General features: G+C 71.4%; 12 protein-coding genes. 7 read left to right on the top strand and 5 right to left on the bottom strand.

The window, feature by feature from the left end; genetic code table 11:
• Positions 1–22 precede the first annotated feature (22 nt).
• The 4 genes from ABD385_RS37555 to ABD385_RS37540 all read left to right on the top strand — a co-directional run bounded on the left by ABD385_RS37555 (position 23) and on the right by ABD385_RS37540 (position 4,755).
• Positions 23–232 carry a hypothetical protein gene (locus ABD385_RS37555; RefSeq protein ID WP_344584305.1) on the top strand — a complete coding sequence of 70 codons (210 nt, stop codon included), beginning with the start codon at positions 23–25 and terminating at the stop codon, positions 230–232.
• Between the two features lie 209 nt (positions 233–441).
• Complete coding sequence (gene tatA / locus ABD385_RS37550) at positions 442–741, top strand: Sec-independent protein translocase subunit TatA (RefSeq protein ID WP_344584303.1); 300 nt, start codon at positions 442–444, stop codon at positions 739–741.
• 63 nt (positions 742–804) lie between these two features.
• Positions 805–1,761 carry a twin-arginine translocase subunit TatC gene (tatC, locus tag ABD385_RS37545; RefSeq protein WP_344584301.1) on the top strand — a complete coding sequence of 319 codons (957 nt, stop codon included), beginning with the start codon at positions 805–807 and terminating at the stop codon, positions 1,759–1,761.
• Between the two features lie 177 nt (positions 1,762–1,938).
• Positions 1,939–4,755, top strand: coding sequence for a DEAD/DEAH box helicase (locus ABD385_RS37540; RefSeq protein ID WP_344584300.1), 2,817 nt, complete (start codon positions 1,939–1,941; stop codon positions 4,753–4,755).
• A gap of 89 nt (positions 4,756–4,844) precedes the next feature.
• On the opposite strand, the gene ABD385_RS37535 is transcribed toward ABD385_RS37540, so the two are convergent.
• The 3 genes from ABD385_RS37535 to ABD385_RS37525 all read right to left on the bottom strand — a co-directional run bounded on the left by ABD385_RS37535 (position 4,845) and on the right by ABD385_RS37525 (position 7,664).
• Complete coding sequence (locus ABD385_RS37535) at positions 4,845–5,969, bottom strand: LLM class flavin-dependent oxidoreductase (RefSeq protein ID WP_344584299.1); 1,125 nt, start codon at positions 5,967–5,969, stop codon at positions 4,845–4,847.
• 310 nt (positions 5,970–6,279) lie between these two features.
• Complete coding sequence (locus tag ABD385_RS37530) at positions 6,280–6,744, bottom strand: ABA4-like family protein (RefSeq protein WP_344584298.1); 465 nt, start codon at positions 6,742–6,744, stop codon at positions 6,280–6,282.
• The gene (locus ABD385_RS37525) at positions 6,741–7,664 is read right to left on the bottom strand and encodes a hypothetical protein (RefSeq protein ID WP_425585573.1); all 924 of its coding nucleotides are present in this window, start codon (positions 7,662–7,664) and stop codon (positions 6,741–6,743) included. The genes ABD385_RS37530 and ABD385_RS37525 overlap by 4 nt, the downstream gene beginning before the upstream one ends.
• Before the next feature lie 213 nt (positions 7,665–7,877).
• On the opposite strand from ABD385_RS37525, the gene ABD385_RS37520 reads away from it, so the two are divergent.
• A complete protein-coding gene (locus ABD385_RS37520; protein ID WP_344584296.1) occupies positions 7,878–8,570 on the top strand; it encodes a MerR family transcriptional regulator in 693 nt (230 codons plus the stop codon).
• Positions 8,571–8,645: 75 nt separating this feature from the next.
• Here the strand turns inward: ABD385_RS37520 and ABD385_RS37515 are convergent, their stop codons facing one another.
• Both ABD385_RS37515 and ABD385_RS37510 read right to left on the bottom strand, forming a co-directional pair.
• Positions 8,646–9,497 (bottom strand): siderophore-interacting protein, encoded by an 852-nt coding sequence (locus ABD385_RS37515; RefSeq protein ID WP_344584294.1) that lies wholly within the window; start codon positions 9,495–9,497, stop codon positions 8,646–8,648.
• An 80-nt stretch (positions 9,498–9,577) separates the two neighbouring features.
• Positions 9,578–10,492, bottom strand: coding sequence for a 5'-3' exonuclease (locus ABD385_RS37510; RefSeq protein ID WP_344584333.1), 915 nt, complete (start codon positions 10,490–10,492; stop codon positions 9,578–9,580).
• A gap of 227 nt (positions 10,493–10,719) precedes the next feature.
• On the opposite strand from ABD385_RS37510, the gene ABD385_RS37505 reads away from it, so the two are divergent.
• Both ABD385_RS37505 and ABD385_RS37500 read left to right on the top strand, forming a co-directional pair.
• A complete protein-coding gene (locus ABD385_RS37505) occupies positions 10,720–11,886 on the top strand; it encodes a quaternary amine ABC transporter ATP-binding protein (RefSeq protein ID WP_344584292.1) in 1,167 nt (388 codons plus the stop codon).
• On the top strand, positions 11,879–14,479 hold the full coding sequence (locus ABD385_RS37500; protein WP_344584290.1) for an ABC transporter permease/substrate binding protein: 2,601 nt from the start codon (positions 11,879–11,881) through the stop codon (positions 14,477–14,479). Before ABD385_RS37505 ends, ABD385_RS37500 begins: the two co-directional genes overlap by 8 nt.
• Positions 14,480–14,797 lie beyond the last annotated feature (318 nt).

Below are 14,797 nucleotides of genomic sequence, written 5' to 3'. Positions count from 1 at the left end.
GGCGAACGGATAGGCTCGCGGCATGCTCTGGCCCATGATCGCCATCGCCCTGGGGTTCCTGGGGCTCGTCGTCCTCGGCGTCCTCGCCGTCCGCGTCTTCGCCGAGGTGCGGCGACTGGCCCGGGCGGTCGGCACGGCCACCGAGCGGATCCAGCGGGCCTCGGAGGACCTGGAGCGGGCCGCGGTGCCGCTCGCGTCGCGGATGCACGACCTGGGACGCGAACGGACCTGAGCGCGCTCGCACCCTGCTGTCCCGTGCGCCCGGCAGGTAGGCTGCTGAGCGGTTCAGACCGTGCGGTGGTGCGGGCAATCCGGAGTACGCACGGGGATTGCCGGACGTTCACCGCCGAACGTTACGATCGAGGGACCACCAGGACGCCAGTCCGACCCCATCGGCAGGCACCATCAGGAGACGCCGCCCCGGCGAGAAGGTAGTCGCACATGCTAGCCAACCTGAGGCTCCCCGAGATTCTGCTGATCATCGCCGTGATCTTCCTGCTGTTCGGCGCGAAGAAGCTTCCTGACATGGCGCGTTCGCTCGGCAAGTCGGCCCGCATCCTCAAGAGCGAGGCCAAGGCGATGAAGAAGGAGGGCGAGGCGGAGCGGTCGGCTGAAGGCGGCACCGCGGCGCAGGCTCCTGCCGACGCCGCCCAGCAGGCGCCTCGTACGATTCAGGCATCGCCCGGTGACGTGGCCAGCTCGCGCCCCGTGGCCGAGCCGAACCGCACCACCCAGAGCTGACCGAGCCGATCCCGGCCGTGCCGACACCGTCGGTGCGGCTGACGTACGAGACGAGGACGTGGGTTGCTCAAGTCTGCCCGCAAGCAGCAGATGGACCCCGAGGGGCGGATGCCCCTCGCGGCACACCTGCGTGAGCTGCGCAACCGGCTGCTGAAATCGGTGCTGGCGATCCTCGTGATCACCGTCATTGCCATGTGGCAGTACGAGCCGATCGCCCACTTCATCACCGGGCCGGTCATCGACGCCGTCGGTTGTCCGAAGGGCGGCTCGCCGACCGCCGGGCGCACGCACCCGTGCGCGGAGATCACCGCCAACGGTCTGCTGGCGCCGTTCACGATCATGCTCAAGCTGTCGCTGACGACGGGACTGGTCGCCGCCAGCCCGTTCTGGCTCTACCAGCTCTGGGCGTTCCTCGCGCCCGGTCTCCACAAGCACGAGAAGAAGTACGCGCTGAGCTTCGTCGCCGCCGGCGTGCCGCTCTTCCTCGGTGGCGCCTACCTCGCCTACGCCGTACTGCCGACCACGGCCGGCGCGCTGGTCGGACTGACGCCCAGCGACTGGGCCAACCTCTTCCCCGCCGACGACTTCTTCGACATCGTCACGCGCATGGTGCTGGTCTTCGGCTTCTCCTTCGAGCTGCCGCTGCTGCTGGTGCTGCTGAACTTCGGTGGGGTGCTCACCGGCAAGCGGGTGCTGAGCTGGTGGCGGTTCATGGTGCTGGGCATCACGATCTTCTCGGCGGTCGCCACCCCGACCGGTGACCCGCTGACCATGTCGCTGCTGGCCGCGCCGATCGTGCTGCTGTACTTCGGCGCCGTGGCCATCTGCCTCTTCAACGACCGCCGTCGGCAGCGGGCCAACCCCGACCGGGACCTGGACGACGACGAGGCGTCCGAGCTCGACCTGACCCCGGCCGAGGTCGGTGCGATCGAGCCCGTCGAGTCCAGCCGGATGCTGCCGGGGGAGACCGGCGAGGACGGCACGGACCGTGGTCGGCGCGGTTACGACGACGTCACGTGAGGTGACGGGTGAGCGCGGGATCACGTGAAGTGACCCCGCGCGGAACGGCTTTCGCGGCCCCCGGCTCCCCGAGCCGGGGGCCGCGGGCGGTTGCGGCCTCCGGCTCGGGGAGCCGGGTAAAGGGCGGCCATAAAGATCCGGTCGTTGTCAGAGGTGGCCGGTAGTCTCGTAAGCACGATGACCGAGGACATGTCCCCTGCTGAGCGCTATGCCGCTGCCAAAGTCCGGGCGGCCGAGCAAGCCACCGCACTCGCGCCGTTCCGGGAGCTCTACGACTTCGACCTGGATCCGTACCAGGTCGAGGCGTGTCAGGCCCTGGAGGCCGGAAAAGGCGTACTGGTCGCCGCTCCCACCGGATCCGGCAAGACCATCGTGGGCGAGTTCGCCGTCCACCTGGCCCTGGCACAGGGCCGCAAATGCTTCTACACCACGCCCATCAAGGCGTTGTCCAACCAGAAGTTCCAGGACCTGGTCAAACGCTACGGTTCCGACAAGGTCGGCCTGCTGACCGGCGACAACAGCGTCAACGGCGAAGCCCCGGTGATCGTGATGACCACCGAGGTCCTGCGGAACATGCTCTACGCCGGTTCGCAGTCGCTGACCGGCCTGGGCTACGTGGTGATGGACGAGGTGCACTACCTCTCCGACCGGTTCCGCGGCGCCGTCTGGGAAGAGGTGATCATCCACCTGCCGGAGTCGGTGACGTTGGTGTCCCTGTCCGCGACGGTCTCCAACGCCGAGGAGTTCGGCGACTGGCTGGACACCGTGCGCGGCGACACCGAGGTGATCGTCTCCGAGCACCGTCCGGTGCCGCTGTGGCAGCACGTCCTGGCGGGCCGCCGGATCTACGACCTCTTCGAGGAGCGGGACGGGGCGACCGGCGGCCGCCGGGAGGTCAATCCCGACCTGGAGCGGCTGGCGCGGATGGAGAACAGCCGGCCGACGTTCGGCCGGGACAAGCGGCGCGGCCGTTCCCTGCGCGAGGCCGACCGGGAGCGGGAGCGGCGGCAGCGCGCCCGGATCTGGACGCCGAGCCGGGCCGAGGTGATCGACCGGCTGGACAACGAGGGGCTGCTGCCGGCGATCACCTTCATCTTCAGCCGCGCCGGGTGCGAGGCGGCCGTCCAGCAGTGCCTCCACTCCGGCCTGCGGCTCAACGACACGGAGGCCCGGGAGAAGGTCCGTCGGATAGTCGAGGCCCGGACGGCCGGCATCCCGGACGACGACCTGCACGTGCTGGGCTACTTCGAGTGGCTGGAGGGCCTGGAGCGGGGCATCGCGGCGCACCACGCCGGGATGCTGCCCACCTTCAAGGAGGTCGTCGAGGAGCTGTTCGTCAAGGGGCTGGTCAAGGCCGTCTTCGCCACCGAGACGCTGGCGCTGGGCATCAACATGCCGGCGCGGTCGGTGGTGCTGGAGAAGCTCGTCAAGTGGAACGGCGAGCAGCACGCCGACATCACCCCCGGCGAGTACACCCAGCTGACCGGCCGGGCCGGGCGGCGCGGCATCGACGTCGAGGGCCACGCGGTGGTGCTGTGGCAGCGCGGGATGAACCCGGGGGCGCTGGCCGGCCTCGCCGGGACCCGGACGTACCCGCTGCGGTCCTCCTTCAAGCCGTCGTACAACATGGCGGTCAACCTCGTCTCGCAGTTCGGGCGGCACCGTTCGCGGGAGCTGCTGGAGATGTCCTTCGCGCAGTTCCAGGCCGACCGGTCGGTGGTCGGTATCACCCGCCAGGTGCAGCGCAACGAGGAGGGCCTGGACGGCTACCGCGAGGCGATGGTCTGCCACCTCGGCGACTTCGAGGAGTACTCCCGGCTGCGGCGGGAGTTGAAGGACCGCGAGACCGAACTCGCCAAGCAGGGCGCGGTCCAGCGGCGGTCGGCGGCCGCGGCGGCGCTGGAGAAGCTCCGGCCGGGCGACGTCATCCACGTGCCGACGGGCAAGTACGCCGGGCTGGCGCTGGTGCTGGACCCGGGCATGCCCTCCGGACGGACCGACGGCCACCGCGGCATGGACGCCCAGGACGGCCCCCGGCCGCTGGTGCTGACCGCCGAGCGGCAGGTCAAGCGGCTCGCGTCGATGGACTTCCCGGTGCCGGTGGCGGCCCTGGACCGGATGCGCATCCCGCGCAGCTTCAACGCCCGCAGTCCGCAGTCGCGCCGCGACCTGGCGTCCGCGCTGCGCACCAAGGCCGGCCACCTGGTGCCCTCGCGGCACCGCAAGCCGCGGGCGGAGGCGGCCGACGACCGTGAGATCGCCCGGCTGCGCAAGGACATCCGGGCCCATCCCTGCCACGGCTGCGACGAGCGGGAGGACCACGCCCGCTGGGCGGAGCGCTACCACCGGCTGCGGCGGGACACCCACCAGCTGGAGCGCCGGATCGAGGGCCGGACGAACACCATCGCACGGACCTTCGACCGGATCTGCGCGCTGCTGACCGAGCTGGACTACCTGGAGGGGGACACCGTCACCGACGAGGGCCGCCGGTTGGGCCGGCTCTACGGCGAACTCGACCTGCTGGCCAGCGAATGCCTGCGGGACGGCGTCTGGGAGGGCCTCGGCCCCGCCGAACTCGCGGCCTGCGCCTCGGCGTTGGTCTACGAGGCGCGGCAGGCGGACGACGCGGTGGCGCCCAAGCTGCCGGCCGGCAAGGCGCGGGACGCCCTGGCGGAGATGGTGCACATCTGGGGCCGGCTGGACGCCCTGGAGGAGGACCACAAGATCAGCCAGACCGAGGGGGTCGGCCAGCGCGAGCCGGACCTGGGCTTCGCCTGGGCCGCGTACCGCTGGGCCTCCGGTTTCGGCCTCGACGAGGTGCTGGGCGAGGCCGACATGCCGGCCGGCGACTTCGTCCGGTGGTGCAAGCAGTTGCTGGACGTTCTCGGGCAGATCGCGGCGGCGGCCCCGGCCGAGGGCACGGTGGCGCGGTCCGCGCGCAAGGCGATGGACGGGGTGCTGCGCGGGGTCGTGGCGTACTCGTCGGTCGGCTGACGCCGCCCCGACGGCCGTCGGGCCGCGCCGTCGGGACGGGCAGGACCCGCGACGACGGCGCGGCCCGGTGGACGCCGCGCGGCTGGCTGCTAGGAGGCGGTCCGCTCCGCCGGCCCCCGTGTCGCCCGTTCGGCGTCGCGCTTGGCGACCTCCTCGCGGACCAGCGGGATGACGTACCGGCCGAAGTCGATGGCGTCGTCGAGCAGGTCGTAGCCGCGGGCGGAGAGGATGTCCACGCCCAGGTCGTAGTAGTCGAGCAGGGCCTGGGCGACGGTCTCCGGGGTGCCGACCAGGGCGGTGGAGTTGCCGGCGCCGCCGGTCTCCGCGGCGGTCGGGGTCCACAGCGCCCGGTCGTGCCGTTCGCCCTGGGCGGCGACCTCCAACAGCCGTTGGGAGCCGGCGTTCTGCGGGTTCGTCAGGGGGTGGCGGCGGCTGAGCGGCCCGCCCTCCTTGCGGGCCCTGATCCGGGCCAGGGTGCGGTGTGCCTTCTCCCAGGCCAGTTCCTCGGTGGGGGCGATGATCGGGCGGAACGCCACCTGGATCCGGGGCACGTCGGTGCGGCCGGCCGCGGCGGCGGCCGCCTTGACCGACGCGATCTGCTCGGCGGTCTGCGCCAGCGGCTCGCCCCACAGGCAGTAGATGTCCGCCTCGGCGCCGCCCGCCGCGTAGGCCGCGGGCGACGAGCCGCCGAACGACACCTGCGGGTGCGGCTGCTGGACGGGGAAGGTGTCGGAGACGAAGTCCTGGAAGCGGTAGTGCGTGCCCTCGTGGTCGAAGGGGTCGCGGCGCGTCCAGACCTGCTTGACGATCCGGATGTACTCGCGGGTGCGGGCGTAGCGCTCGTCCTTGGTGAGGGTGTCGCCCTCGCGGCGCTGTTCGTGGTCGTTGCCGCCGGTGATGAAGTGCACCGCGAGCCGGCCGTCGCTGATCCGGTCCAGCGTCGCGAAGGTCTTCGCGGCGAACGTCGGGTAGGAGACGTTGGGGCGGTGCGCCACCAGGAGTTGCAGCCGCTCGGTGCGGGCGGCTATGTAGGCGGCGGCCGGGGAGGGGTCGGGGGAGCCTGAGCCGTAGGCGAACAGCACCCGGTCCCAGCCGTACTCCTCGTGGGCGCGGGCGAGTTTGAGGGTGTACTCCTTGTCGAAGGAGGCGCCGGAGCGCGGGGTGACTTCGGAGCCGTCGTGGGTGGCGGCGATGCCGAGGAACTCGACAGGCATGGGTGCGGCCTCGTCTTCTCGTCGATCATGCGTCAGTGGGCATGGCGAGGGCATGCGCGGTGCGCGGGAGGACCGGCAGGGCGACATGCGGGTGCGCGCGGGGCGGGGTGCCCGGCGCGGCACCGGGACGTCAGAGGCAACAGGAGGCGGACCACACGCGACCGAAGTCGATGTGGTCCCGGGTGACCAGCCGTTGCTGAGGTCGCATGAGGTCAGTGGAACAGGCAGGTGCATGCGCCGTCAACCATTGCTCGGGAAAGCACGTGCCCTGGGGCACCCGGCGCCTGCCCGCGCGGATGCCCCAATTCCCTTACCCGGCACGCTGGTTCGTGGGCGCCGGCGGGCGTTGTCCGGCGCGGCAACGGAGGGCGCCGCGCAGGCACAGGAAGAGCAGGGCGCCGAGGGGCGAGAGCAGGATGGTCAGGACCAGGAGCGGGCCCATCACCAGGGGGTGGATGCCCAGGGCGCGCGCCTCGCGGTACATCCACTGGCCGAGGAAGAGGTCCCAGGCGATCAGCTGGGCCCAGATCGCCCCGGCGCCGCCGCCGAGCGCCAGCAGGCGTTGGAATCCGGCGAGGTCCGGGTGGCTCACCGCGGCCCACAGCTGCGGGAAGACCGGTATCGCCAGGGCGAGGTAGACGCCGATGACCGGCACCATCGGCAGCGGTGAGGCGGCGATCCGGTCGGTCCAGCGACGGCCGGGCGCGAGGATCAGCAGGGCCCAGAACGGGGCCGCGAGGGCGAACGCGAGGCTGAAGAGGGTGCGGTCGGTCATGCCGTCAACTCCGTTGCTCGGGCGGGTCGTTCGGTGTCGGTCGGGGTCTCGCGGGTGGGGCGGAGGGCTGCGTGGCCGCCGGCCGTGGTGGCGGCGACGAGGGCGGCCAGCGCGAGGAGGGTGGGCGCGTCGGGGTGGATCAGGGCCTGGCCGCGCAGTGCCTGCCAGGTGACCAGCGCGAGCAGTCCGGTGAGGAAGCCGGCCGCGGTGAGCACCAGGCGCAGTCGCACCCGTTCGTCGCGCAGTCGGGCGCGGCGGCGGGCCAGCGCCTCGACGCCGAGGAGGAAGAGCGGCAGGGCCTGGAGGGCGTGCATGCCGACGAAGTGCGGGACGCGCAGGTCGCCACCGGTGGTGTTCCAGCCGGTGAGCGGCATGGCGGGGCCGCCGTCGGGGACGCCGACGCCGTGCGCGCCGACGACGGCGGAGGCCAGGCCGGCGGCCTGTCGGGCCTGCTGTTCCGGGGTGGGCATCAGCATCAGGCCGCCGAGCAGCAGTCCGGCCAGGGCGATCAGTGCGCCGAGTCGGATGGCCCAGGTCGCGGCGCGGTCGCCCAGGCGGGCCCGGAACAACAGTGCCGCGAGGACCAGGGTGGCGACCCAGAGGGCGATGATGGTGCCGCCCATGACCAGGAACAGGCCCCGGTCCAGCGGCGTTTCGACGTTGAAGTGGCTGCGTCGGCCGCGCAGCGTCTGGCCGACGATGATCGCCATCTCGATCAGGCCGGCGACCACGACGGTGTGCGCGGCCCAGGTGCCGACCCGGCTCGGCGCGGGGCGGCGGGACAGCATCCAGGCCAGCGTCAGCCCGTAGGCGGCGAACGACACCGCGAACTTCAGCGGTTTGAACCAGATCGGCGCGCCGACCAGCACCCGGTCGTCGACGATCATCCCGACCGCCGCGACCACGGCCAGTCCGGCCATCGCCCATGAGAAGCCGAGCAGGGAACGGTATCTGGACATGCGAAAGGAACCCCCCTGAATGGATAGTTGCACTACGGATAGCAGTGCTCTCCGCTATCTGATAGCGCGACTATCTATGATGGGAGGTCGATTGGCAAGGCCGGGTGGTGGCGGGGCGCTCGGAAGGTCCGTAGGGCACGGTTCCGAGGGGAGCCGGCAGGAAGAGGGCGTCAGATGCGCATCGGTGAGCTGAGCCGCGAGACGGGCGTGGCGGTCCCGACGATCAAGTTCTACGTCCGCGAGGGGCTGCTGCCCGCGGGCCGGCTCACCAGCCCCAACCAGGCCAGCTACGACGACGGGCACGTGCGGCGGCTGCGGTTGATCCGCGGACTGATCGACGTCGGCGGGCTCTCGGTCGCGACGGTGCGCGAGGTGCTGACCGCCGTGGACGCCCCCGGAGGGTCGGTGCACAAGGTGCTCGGCGCGGCGCACGACGCGATCACGCCGGTGCCGACCGGCCGCCCGGAGGGGCTGCCGGAGGCGCGTCGGACGGTCGCGGAGCTGCTCCGCCGGCGCGGCTGGCGGGCCGAGGCTGACCACCCGGCGGCGGAGGCGATGGCGGTCGCGCTGGCCGCGTTCCAGGACCTCGGGCAGGGCGCGTTCGTCGAGGTGCTCGACGACTACGCGGAGGCGTGCGAGCGGGTCGCCGACGCCGACCTGGCGTACGTGGGGCGCCACGCGGACGTGGAGGAGCTGGTGGAGAGCGTGGTGGTGGGGACCGTCCTCGGGGACGCGGTGCTCACCGCGCTGCGGCGGCTGGCGCACGTCGACCGCTCGGCGCGGCGGTACGAGCAGCACGGGGGTGGACCGGTGGCGGGGGGCGGTGCGGGCGCGGGCGTGACGGAGGGCGGCGCGGACCCGTCCTGAGTCGCGCCGCCCCCGGTGCGAGCGTGCGTGGCGGGGCGGCCCCGGTGCGGTGGGGGCGCCCCGGCGAGGTGCGGGTCAGGCGGCGGCTGCGGGCTCCTGCTCGGCCTCCACCTGGGCGTTCCAGGCGCGCTTGCCGGCCTGCCAGCCGTCCTCGTCGTGGCCGGTGCGCCAGTAGCCGGAGATCGACAGGGCCTCGCGCGGCAGGTCGTGCTCGACGCGGAGCAGTCGGCGCAGTTCCTTCACGGAGCCCGCCTCGCCGTGCACGAAGGCCTGGACCCGGCCCGGGGGGAACTCCAGCGCCCGTACCGCCTCGACCAGTCCGCGGCCGACCGGGGCGGTGCCGCGGTACACCCAGGTGATCTGCGCGCCGGGCGGGGCGGTCAGCTCCTGGCTCTCCTCCGGGCCGGCGACCTCGATGAAGGCGTGCACCGTGGCGTCCGCCGGCATCCGGGCCAGGGCGGCGGCGATCGCCGGCAGGGCGCTCTCGTCGCCGGCCAGCAGGTGCCAGTCGGCCGTCGCGTCCGGGGCGTAGGCGCCGCCCGGGCCTTGGAAGGCGATCTCGTCGCCCGGCTGGGCGGCCGCGGCCCACGGCCCGGCCAGTCCGCTGTCGCCGTGCACGACGAAGTCCACGGTCAGCTCGCGCGCCGCCGGGTCCCAGGCGCGCACGGTGTACGTGCGCGTCCGGGGCCACTGGTCGCGCGGCAGTTCGGCGCGGATCCGCCCCAGGTCGAACGGCTCGGGGTAGCTGACGTGCGGCAGCGGGAAGACCAGCTTGACGTAGTGGTCGGCGTACGTGCCGGCCTCGAACGCCGCCAGTCCCTCGCCGCCCAGGACGACGCGCACCATGTGCGGGGTGAGCTGCTCGGTGCGCTGTACCCGGGCGCGGTGCAGTGTGGGCGTGCTGCGGGCCGGTCGCTCTGCTGCCACGGCTGTTCTCCCCTGACGTGGTCGAGGCGGGCGCGCCTGCGGGGCGCACGCCGCCAGTTAGGTATACCTAACCTAACAGGTCATCGGTGGAGCGTGACCAGCAACCGCTGCAATGCGCCACCCAGGCCCCATTGGGCGGCCAGCGCCTCCAGCCGCTCCGGATCGGCCGGTTCGTCCGGGAGGGCGAGGTCGGTCTCCGGGACCGGGACGTCCGTCGCCACCCCGACCACCTTCGGCGCGACGGCGAGGTAGGGGGCCGCCTCGGTGAGCCGCTTGCGCTGCGCCGGGGTGATCTTGGAGGTCGGGTCCTCGGCGGCGGCGATGATTCCGGCCAGGTCGCCGTAGGCGTCCAGCAGCTTCGCCGCGGTCTTCTCGCCGACGCCCGGGACGCCCGGCAGGCCGTCGCTGGGGTCGCCGCGCAGCAGCGCCAGGTCCGCGTAGCCGGGGCCGTCCACCCCGTACTTCTCGCGCAGCAGCGCACCGTCGGTCAGCTGGAGGGTGCCGACGCCCTTGAGGGGGTACAGGACGCGGATGCCGCGGGCGTCGTCGACGAGCTGGAAGAGGTCGCGGTCGCCGGTGACGATGTCGACCGGGCCCTTCGCCCGTGCGGTCAGGGTGCCGATGACGTCGTCGGCCTCGTAGCCCGTGGCGCCGATCCGGGCGATGCCCAGCGCGTCGAGCACCTCCTCGATCACCGGGACCTGCGGGGAGAGGGTGTCCGGGATCTCTTCCGCGTCGGGAGCCGTCGAGCCGGCGGGGGCCTCCTCGGCGACCCGGTGCGCCTTGTAGGAGGGGATCAGGTCGACCCGCCACTGGGGGCGCCAGTCGAAGTCCATGCAGGCGACCAGGTCGTCGGGGTGGTGGTCCTGGACGAGCCGGGCGATGAAGTCCAGCAGGCCGCGCACCGCGTTCACCGGGGTGCCGTCCGGGGCCTTGACCGATTCCGGCACCCCGAAGTAGGCGCGGAAGTACAGGGAGGCGGTGTCGAGGAGCATCAGGCGTCGAGTCACCCTCCGCATGATGCCGTATGCCCCAAACGCGCCTGCGATGTGAGCTGGCTCACCGATGTGTTTGAGCCCCATAAAGGCGGGCAGGCGCGCAGCCGGAGCGGACCCGGTTGCGATTTCAACTTGTCACCGGTGAAGACGAGCCGAATTCGTCCCGCACCACGGCCTGCCTACGGGGGTGGCAGGCCGTTTCTCGTGCGACAAGAGAGGTCTATGTGTCCAGGCTGCAAGCCGAACACCTGTACAAGGTGTTCGGCAGACGACCCGAGGACGCGGTCCGCAAGCTCCAGGCCGGAGCCGGCCGGGACGAGCTGCGGGCCGAAGGCACCACCGCCGCGGTGATCGACGCGTCCATCGAGGTGGACGAGGGCCAGATCTTCGTCGTCATGGGTCTGTCCGGATCCGGCAAGTCCACGTTGCTGCGCATGCTCAACGGACTGCTGGAGCCGACCGCGGGCACCGTCCGCTTCGACGGCCAGGACCTGACCTCGCTCAGCGACAAGGAGCTGCGCGCCGTCCGCTCCCGGAAGATCTCCATGGTCTTCCAGCACTTCGCGCTCTTCCCGCACCGCAGCGTGCTGGAGAACGCCGCCTACGGCCTGGAGGTCCAGGGCGTGCCGCGCGCCGAGCGCGACCGCCGGGCGACCGAGGCGCTCGCGCTGGCCGGGCTGGAGGGCTGGGAGAAGTCCTGGCCGGACGAGCTCTCCGGCGGCATGCAGCAGCGGGTCGGGCTGGCCCGCGCGCTGGCCACCGACGCCGACCTGCTGCTGATGGACGAGTCCTTCAGCGCGCTCGACCCGCTGATCCGCCGCGACATGCAGGACCAGCTGCTGGAGCTCCAGAAGACGCTGAAGAAGACCATCGTCTTCATCACCCACGACCTCAACGAGGCGATGCGGCTCGGCGACCGGATCGCGGTGATGCGCGACGGCCGGATCGTCCAGACCGGCAGCGCCGAGGACATCCTCGTCCGGCCCGCCAACGACTACGTCGCCTCCTTCATCCAGGACGTGGACCGCAGCCGGGTGCTGACCGCCGGTGCGGTCATGACGGACGTCGCCAGCGTCCTCGGCACGATCGCCCAGGACGGCACCGAGCTCACGACGGCCGCCGACTTCCGGGCGGCCGCGCCCGCCACCGTCGGCCCCGACACCCCGCTCGCCGACCTGTTCACCGCCTGCGCGGCCAGCGACGTGCCGGTCGCCGTCACCGACGCCAGTGGCGAGCTGGCCGGTGCGGTCACCGGGGAGCGGCTGCTGGCCGTCCTCGGTGAGCCGGGCCGGCCGGAGGTGCCGGTCGACGTGCCCGCCCAGGCAGGGCCGGCCACCACCGGCGCCGAGTCCGCCGGTTCGACCGAGGGGGCGGTGACCACCGGTGCCTAGGATCCAAATAGGCAGCTGGGCCAATGACGCCGTCAATTGGCTCCGCGACAACCTCGACTGGCTGTTCAACCTCATCACCACGGTTCTGAACGGCCTCTACGACGCGATCCACGCCGTCCTCGCGGCCCCCGCGCCGCTGCTCCTCGCGGGCATCCTGGCGGTGCTCGCCTGGTGGCTGCGCGGTCTGCCGGCCGCGGTGCTGACCTTCCTCGGCTTCGCGCTGATCGACTCCATCCAACAGTGGAGCCCGACCATCGAGTCGCTCTCGCTGGTGCTGGTGGCCTGCCTGATCACCGTGGTGGTCGCGGTGCCGCTGGGCATCTGGGCGGCCCGCAGCCGGGTCGTCGGCGGCATCCTGCGTCCGGTGCTGGACCTGATGCAGACCATGCCGGCGATGGTGTACCTGATCCCCGGCATCCTCTTCTTCGGCCTCGGTGTCGTCCCCGGCATCGTCGCCACCATCGTCTTCTCCATGCCGCCCGCGGTGCGGATGACCGAGCTGGGCATCCGGCAGGTCGACGGGGAACTGGTCGAGGCGGCCGAGGCGTTCGGCACCCACCCGCGGAGCACCCTGCTGCGGGTGCAGCTGCCGCTGGCGCTGCCGACGATCATGGCCGGCATCAACCAGGTCATCATGCTCGCGCTGTCCATGGTCGTGATCGCCGGCATGGTCGGCGGCGGCGGCCTCGGTGCGTCCGTCTACAACGCCATCAGCTCGGTCAACGTGGCCCTGGGCGCGGAGGCCGGCCTCGCCGTGGTCATCCTCGCCATGTACCTGGACCGGATGACCGGCGCGCTCAACCAGCGGGTGTCGCCGCTCGGCCGGCGCGCGCTGGCCAAGGCGCAGGCGGCGCTGGGCCGCTGGAAGTTCCTGCAGTGGCGGCCGGCGACCTCGGTGGCCATGGTCGGCGTCGTCGTCCTGGCGCTGCTGGCCGGCGGGATGAGCTTCCTGGGCAAGAGCGGCGACGCCGCGTCCGGCGGCAACGGCAAGCCGATCACCCTCGGCTACGTCAACTGGGACGAGGGCAAGGCCACCACGTACCTCTGGAAGGAGATCCTGGAGGAGCGCGGCTACAAGCCCAAGGTCCAGGCCCTGGAGGCCGGTCCGCTCTTCGCCGGGCAGGCCCGCGGCGACATCGACGTCCAGACCAACGCCTGGCTGCCGACCACCCACGCCGAGTACTGGAACAAGTACAAGGACAAGCTGGAGGACCTCGGCACCTGGTACGACAAGACGTCGCTGGAGATCGCGGTCCCCTCGTACGTCAAGGACGTCAAGACGCTCGACGACCTCAAGGGCAAGGCCGCCGAGTTCGGCGGCAAGATCACCGGCATCGAGCCGGGCGCCGGCGAGATGAAGATCCTCAAGGACAAGGTCCTCAAGGACTACGGCCTCGACGGCGAGTACCAGGTGCAGGAGTCCAGCACCGCCTCCATGCTGAGCGAGCTGGACCGCGCCGTCCACAAGAAGAAGCCGATCGCGGTCACCCTGTGGTCCCCGCACTGGGCGTACGACAAGTACCCGCTCACCAAGCTCAAGGACCCCAAGGGCGCGTTCGGTTCCGGTGACGGCCTGCACATGCTGGGCCGCAAGGGCTTCAGCAAGGACATGCCCGAGGTCGCGAAGTGGATGAAGAACTTCCACCTCGACGAGAAGCAGCTCACCAGCCTGGAGAACGACATCAAGTCGGCCGGTGAGGGCCACGAGCAGGACGGCGTCCGCACCTGGCTGAAGAAGAACCCCGGCCTGGTCGAGAAGATCGCCCCGTCCGCGCACGCCACCTACGCCAAGGGCAAGGACGCCGGCAAGGCCCCCAACATCGGCTACCCGGCGTGGGACGAGGGCATCGCCACCGCCTACCTGTGGAACAACGTCCTGAAGAAGCGCGGCTACCAGCCCAACCTGCGCAACCTCGACGTCGGCCCGATGTGGACCGGCCTGTCCACCGGCCAGATCGACGTGGAGACCGACGGCTGGCTACCGGTCGCCCAGAAGCAGTACTGGGACAAGTACAAGAACGACCTGGTCGACCTCGGTCCCTGGTACGACAAGACCTCACTGGAGATCGCGGTCCCGTCGTACGTCAAGGGTGTCAAGACCATGGACGACCTACGGGCCCACAAGGACGAGTTCAAGGGCAAGATCATCGGCATCGAACCGGGCACCGGTGAGATGCAGCGCCTGAAGAGCACCGTGCTGCCCGCCTACGGCCTGTCGGACTTCGAGGTCACCTCGGCCGGCACCAGCGCGATGCTCGCCGAACTCGACCGCGCCTACCACAAGCAGGAGCCGATCGCGGTCGTCCTGTGGTCGCCGCACTGGGCGTACAGCAAGTACCACCTCACCAAGCTCGCCGACCCCAAGGGCACCTGGGGCGCCAACAACCAGATCAAGACGCTCGGCAACAAGGACTTCCCGAAGAAGTTCCCGGAGTTCTCCGGCTGGCTGAAGAACTGGAAGATGAGCGCCGACGAGCTCGGCAGCCTGGAGAAGGACATCCAGGACGCCGGAAAGGGCAACGAGGACAAGGGCGTCGAGAAGTGGATCGACGGGCACCCTGGCATCGTCGACCAGATGGCGCCCGTGAAGTAGCCGCACGTTGTCGGCCTCCCCGCCGTGGTGGTTGCTGTTTGCGCCTGCGGCGCGTTGCCGCTGCGCGGGGCTTGTAGGTAGGGCGCGGTGCCGGGTTGGGGGGAGGTGGGGTGCCCGGACTGCTGCGCTTTACGTCCGGGCACCCCACCTCCCCCCAACCCGACCCCTCCCGTATGAGGGTGGGAGAGAGCTGAGCGGCGGCCTGTGTCGGTGGGTTCCTGCGGCTCCGTGGATGGATTCATGCACCGCAGTTAGCGCCGTGGTGACCAGCACCAACTCACCCGCCCTCAGCCCCACCCACCCGGTTTTCAACCCACC

Origin of the sequence: Streptomyces lunalinharesii (assembly GCF_039532155.1) — a bacterium.
Classification (GTDB): Bacteria; Actinomycetota; Actinomycetes; order Streptomycetales; family Streptomycetaceae; genus Streptomyces; species Streptomyces lunalinharesii.
Note: the sequence above shows the minus strand (reverse complement) of the source record. Positions and strands in the feature narration are given on the sequence as shown.

Excerpts from the sequence above, each read along its gene's own strand:
- ABD385_RS37555 (WP_344584305.1), top strand. The coding sequence starts at position 23 with ATGCTCTGGCCCATGATCGCCATCGCCCTGGGGTTCCTGGGGCTCGTC.
- tatA (WP_344584303.1), top strand. The coding sequence starts at position 442 with ATGCTAGCCAACCTGAGGCTCCCCGAGATTCTGCTGATCATCGCCGTG.
- ABD385_RS37540 (WP_344584300.1), top strand. The coding sequence starts at position 1,939 with ATGACCGAGGACATGTCCCCTGCTGAGCGCTATGCCGCTGCCAAAGTC.
- ABD385_RS37535 (WP_344584299.1), bottom strand. The coding sequence starts at position 5,969 with ATGCCTGTCGAGTTCCTCGGCATCGCCGCCACCCACGACGGCTCCGAA.
- ABD385_RS37530 (WP_344584298.1), bottom strand. The coding sequence starts at position 6,744 with ATGACCGACCGCACCCTCTTCAGCCTCGCGTTCGCCCTCGCGGCCCCG.
- ABD385_RS37525 (WP_425585573.1), bottom strand. The coding sequence starts at position 7,664 with ATGGCCGGACTGGCCGTGGTCGCGGCGGTCGGGATGATCGTCGACGAC.
- ABD385_RS37520 (WP_344584296.1), top strand. The coding sequence starts at position 7,878 with ATGCGCATCGGTGAGCTGAGCCGCGAGACGGGCGTGGCGGTCCCGACG.
- ABD385_RS37510 (WP_344584333.1), bottom strand. The coding sequence starts at position 10,492 with ATGCTCCTCGACACCGCCTCCCTGTACTTCCGCGCCTACTTCGGGGTG.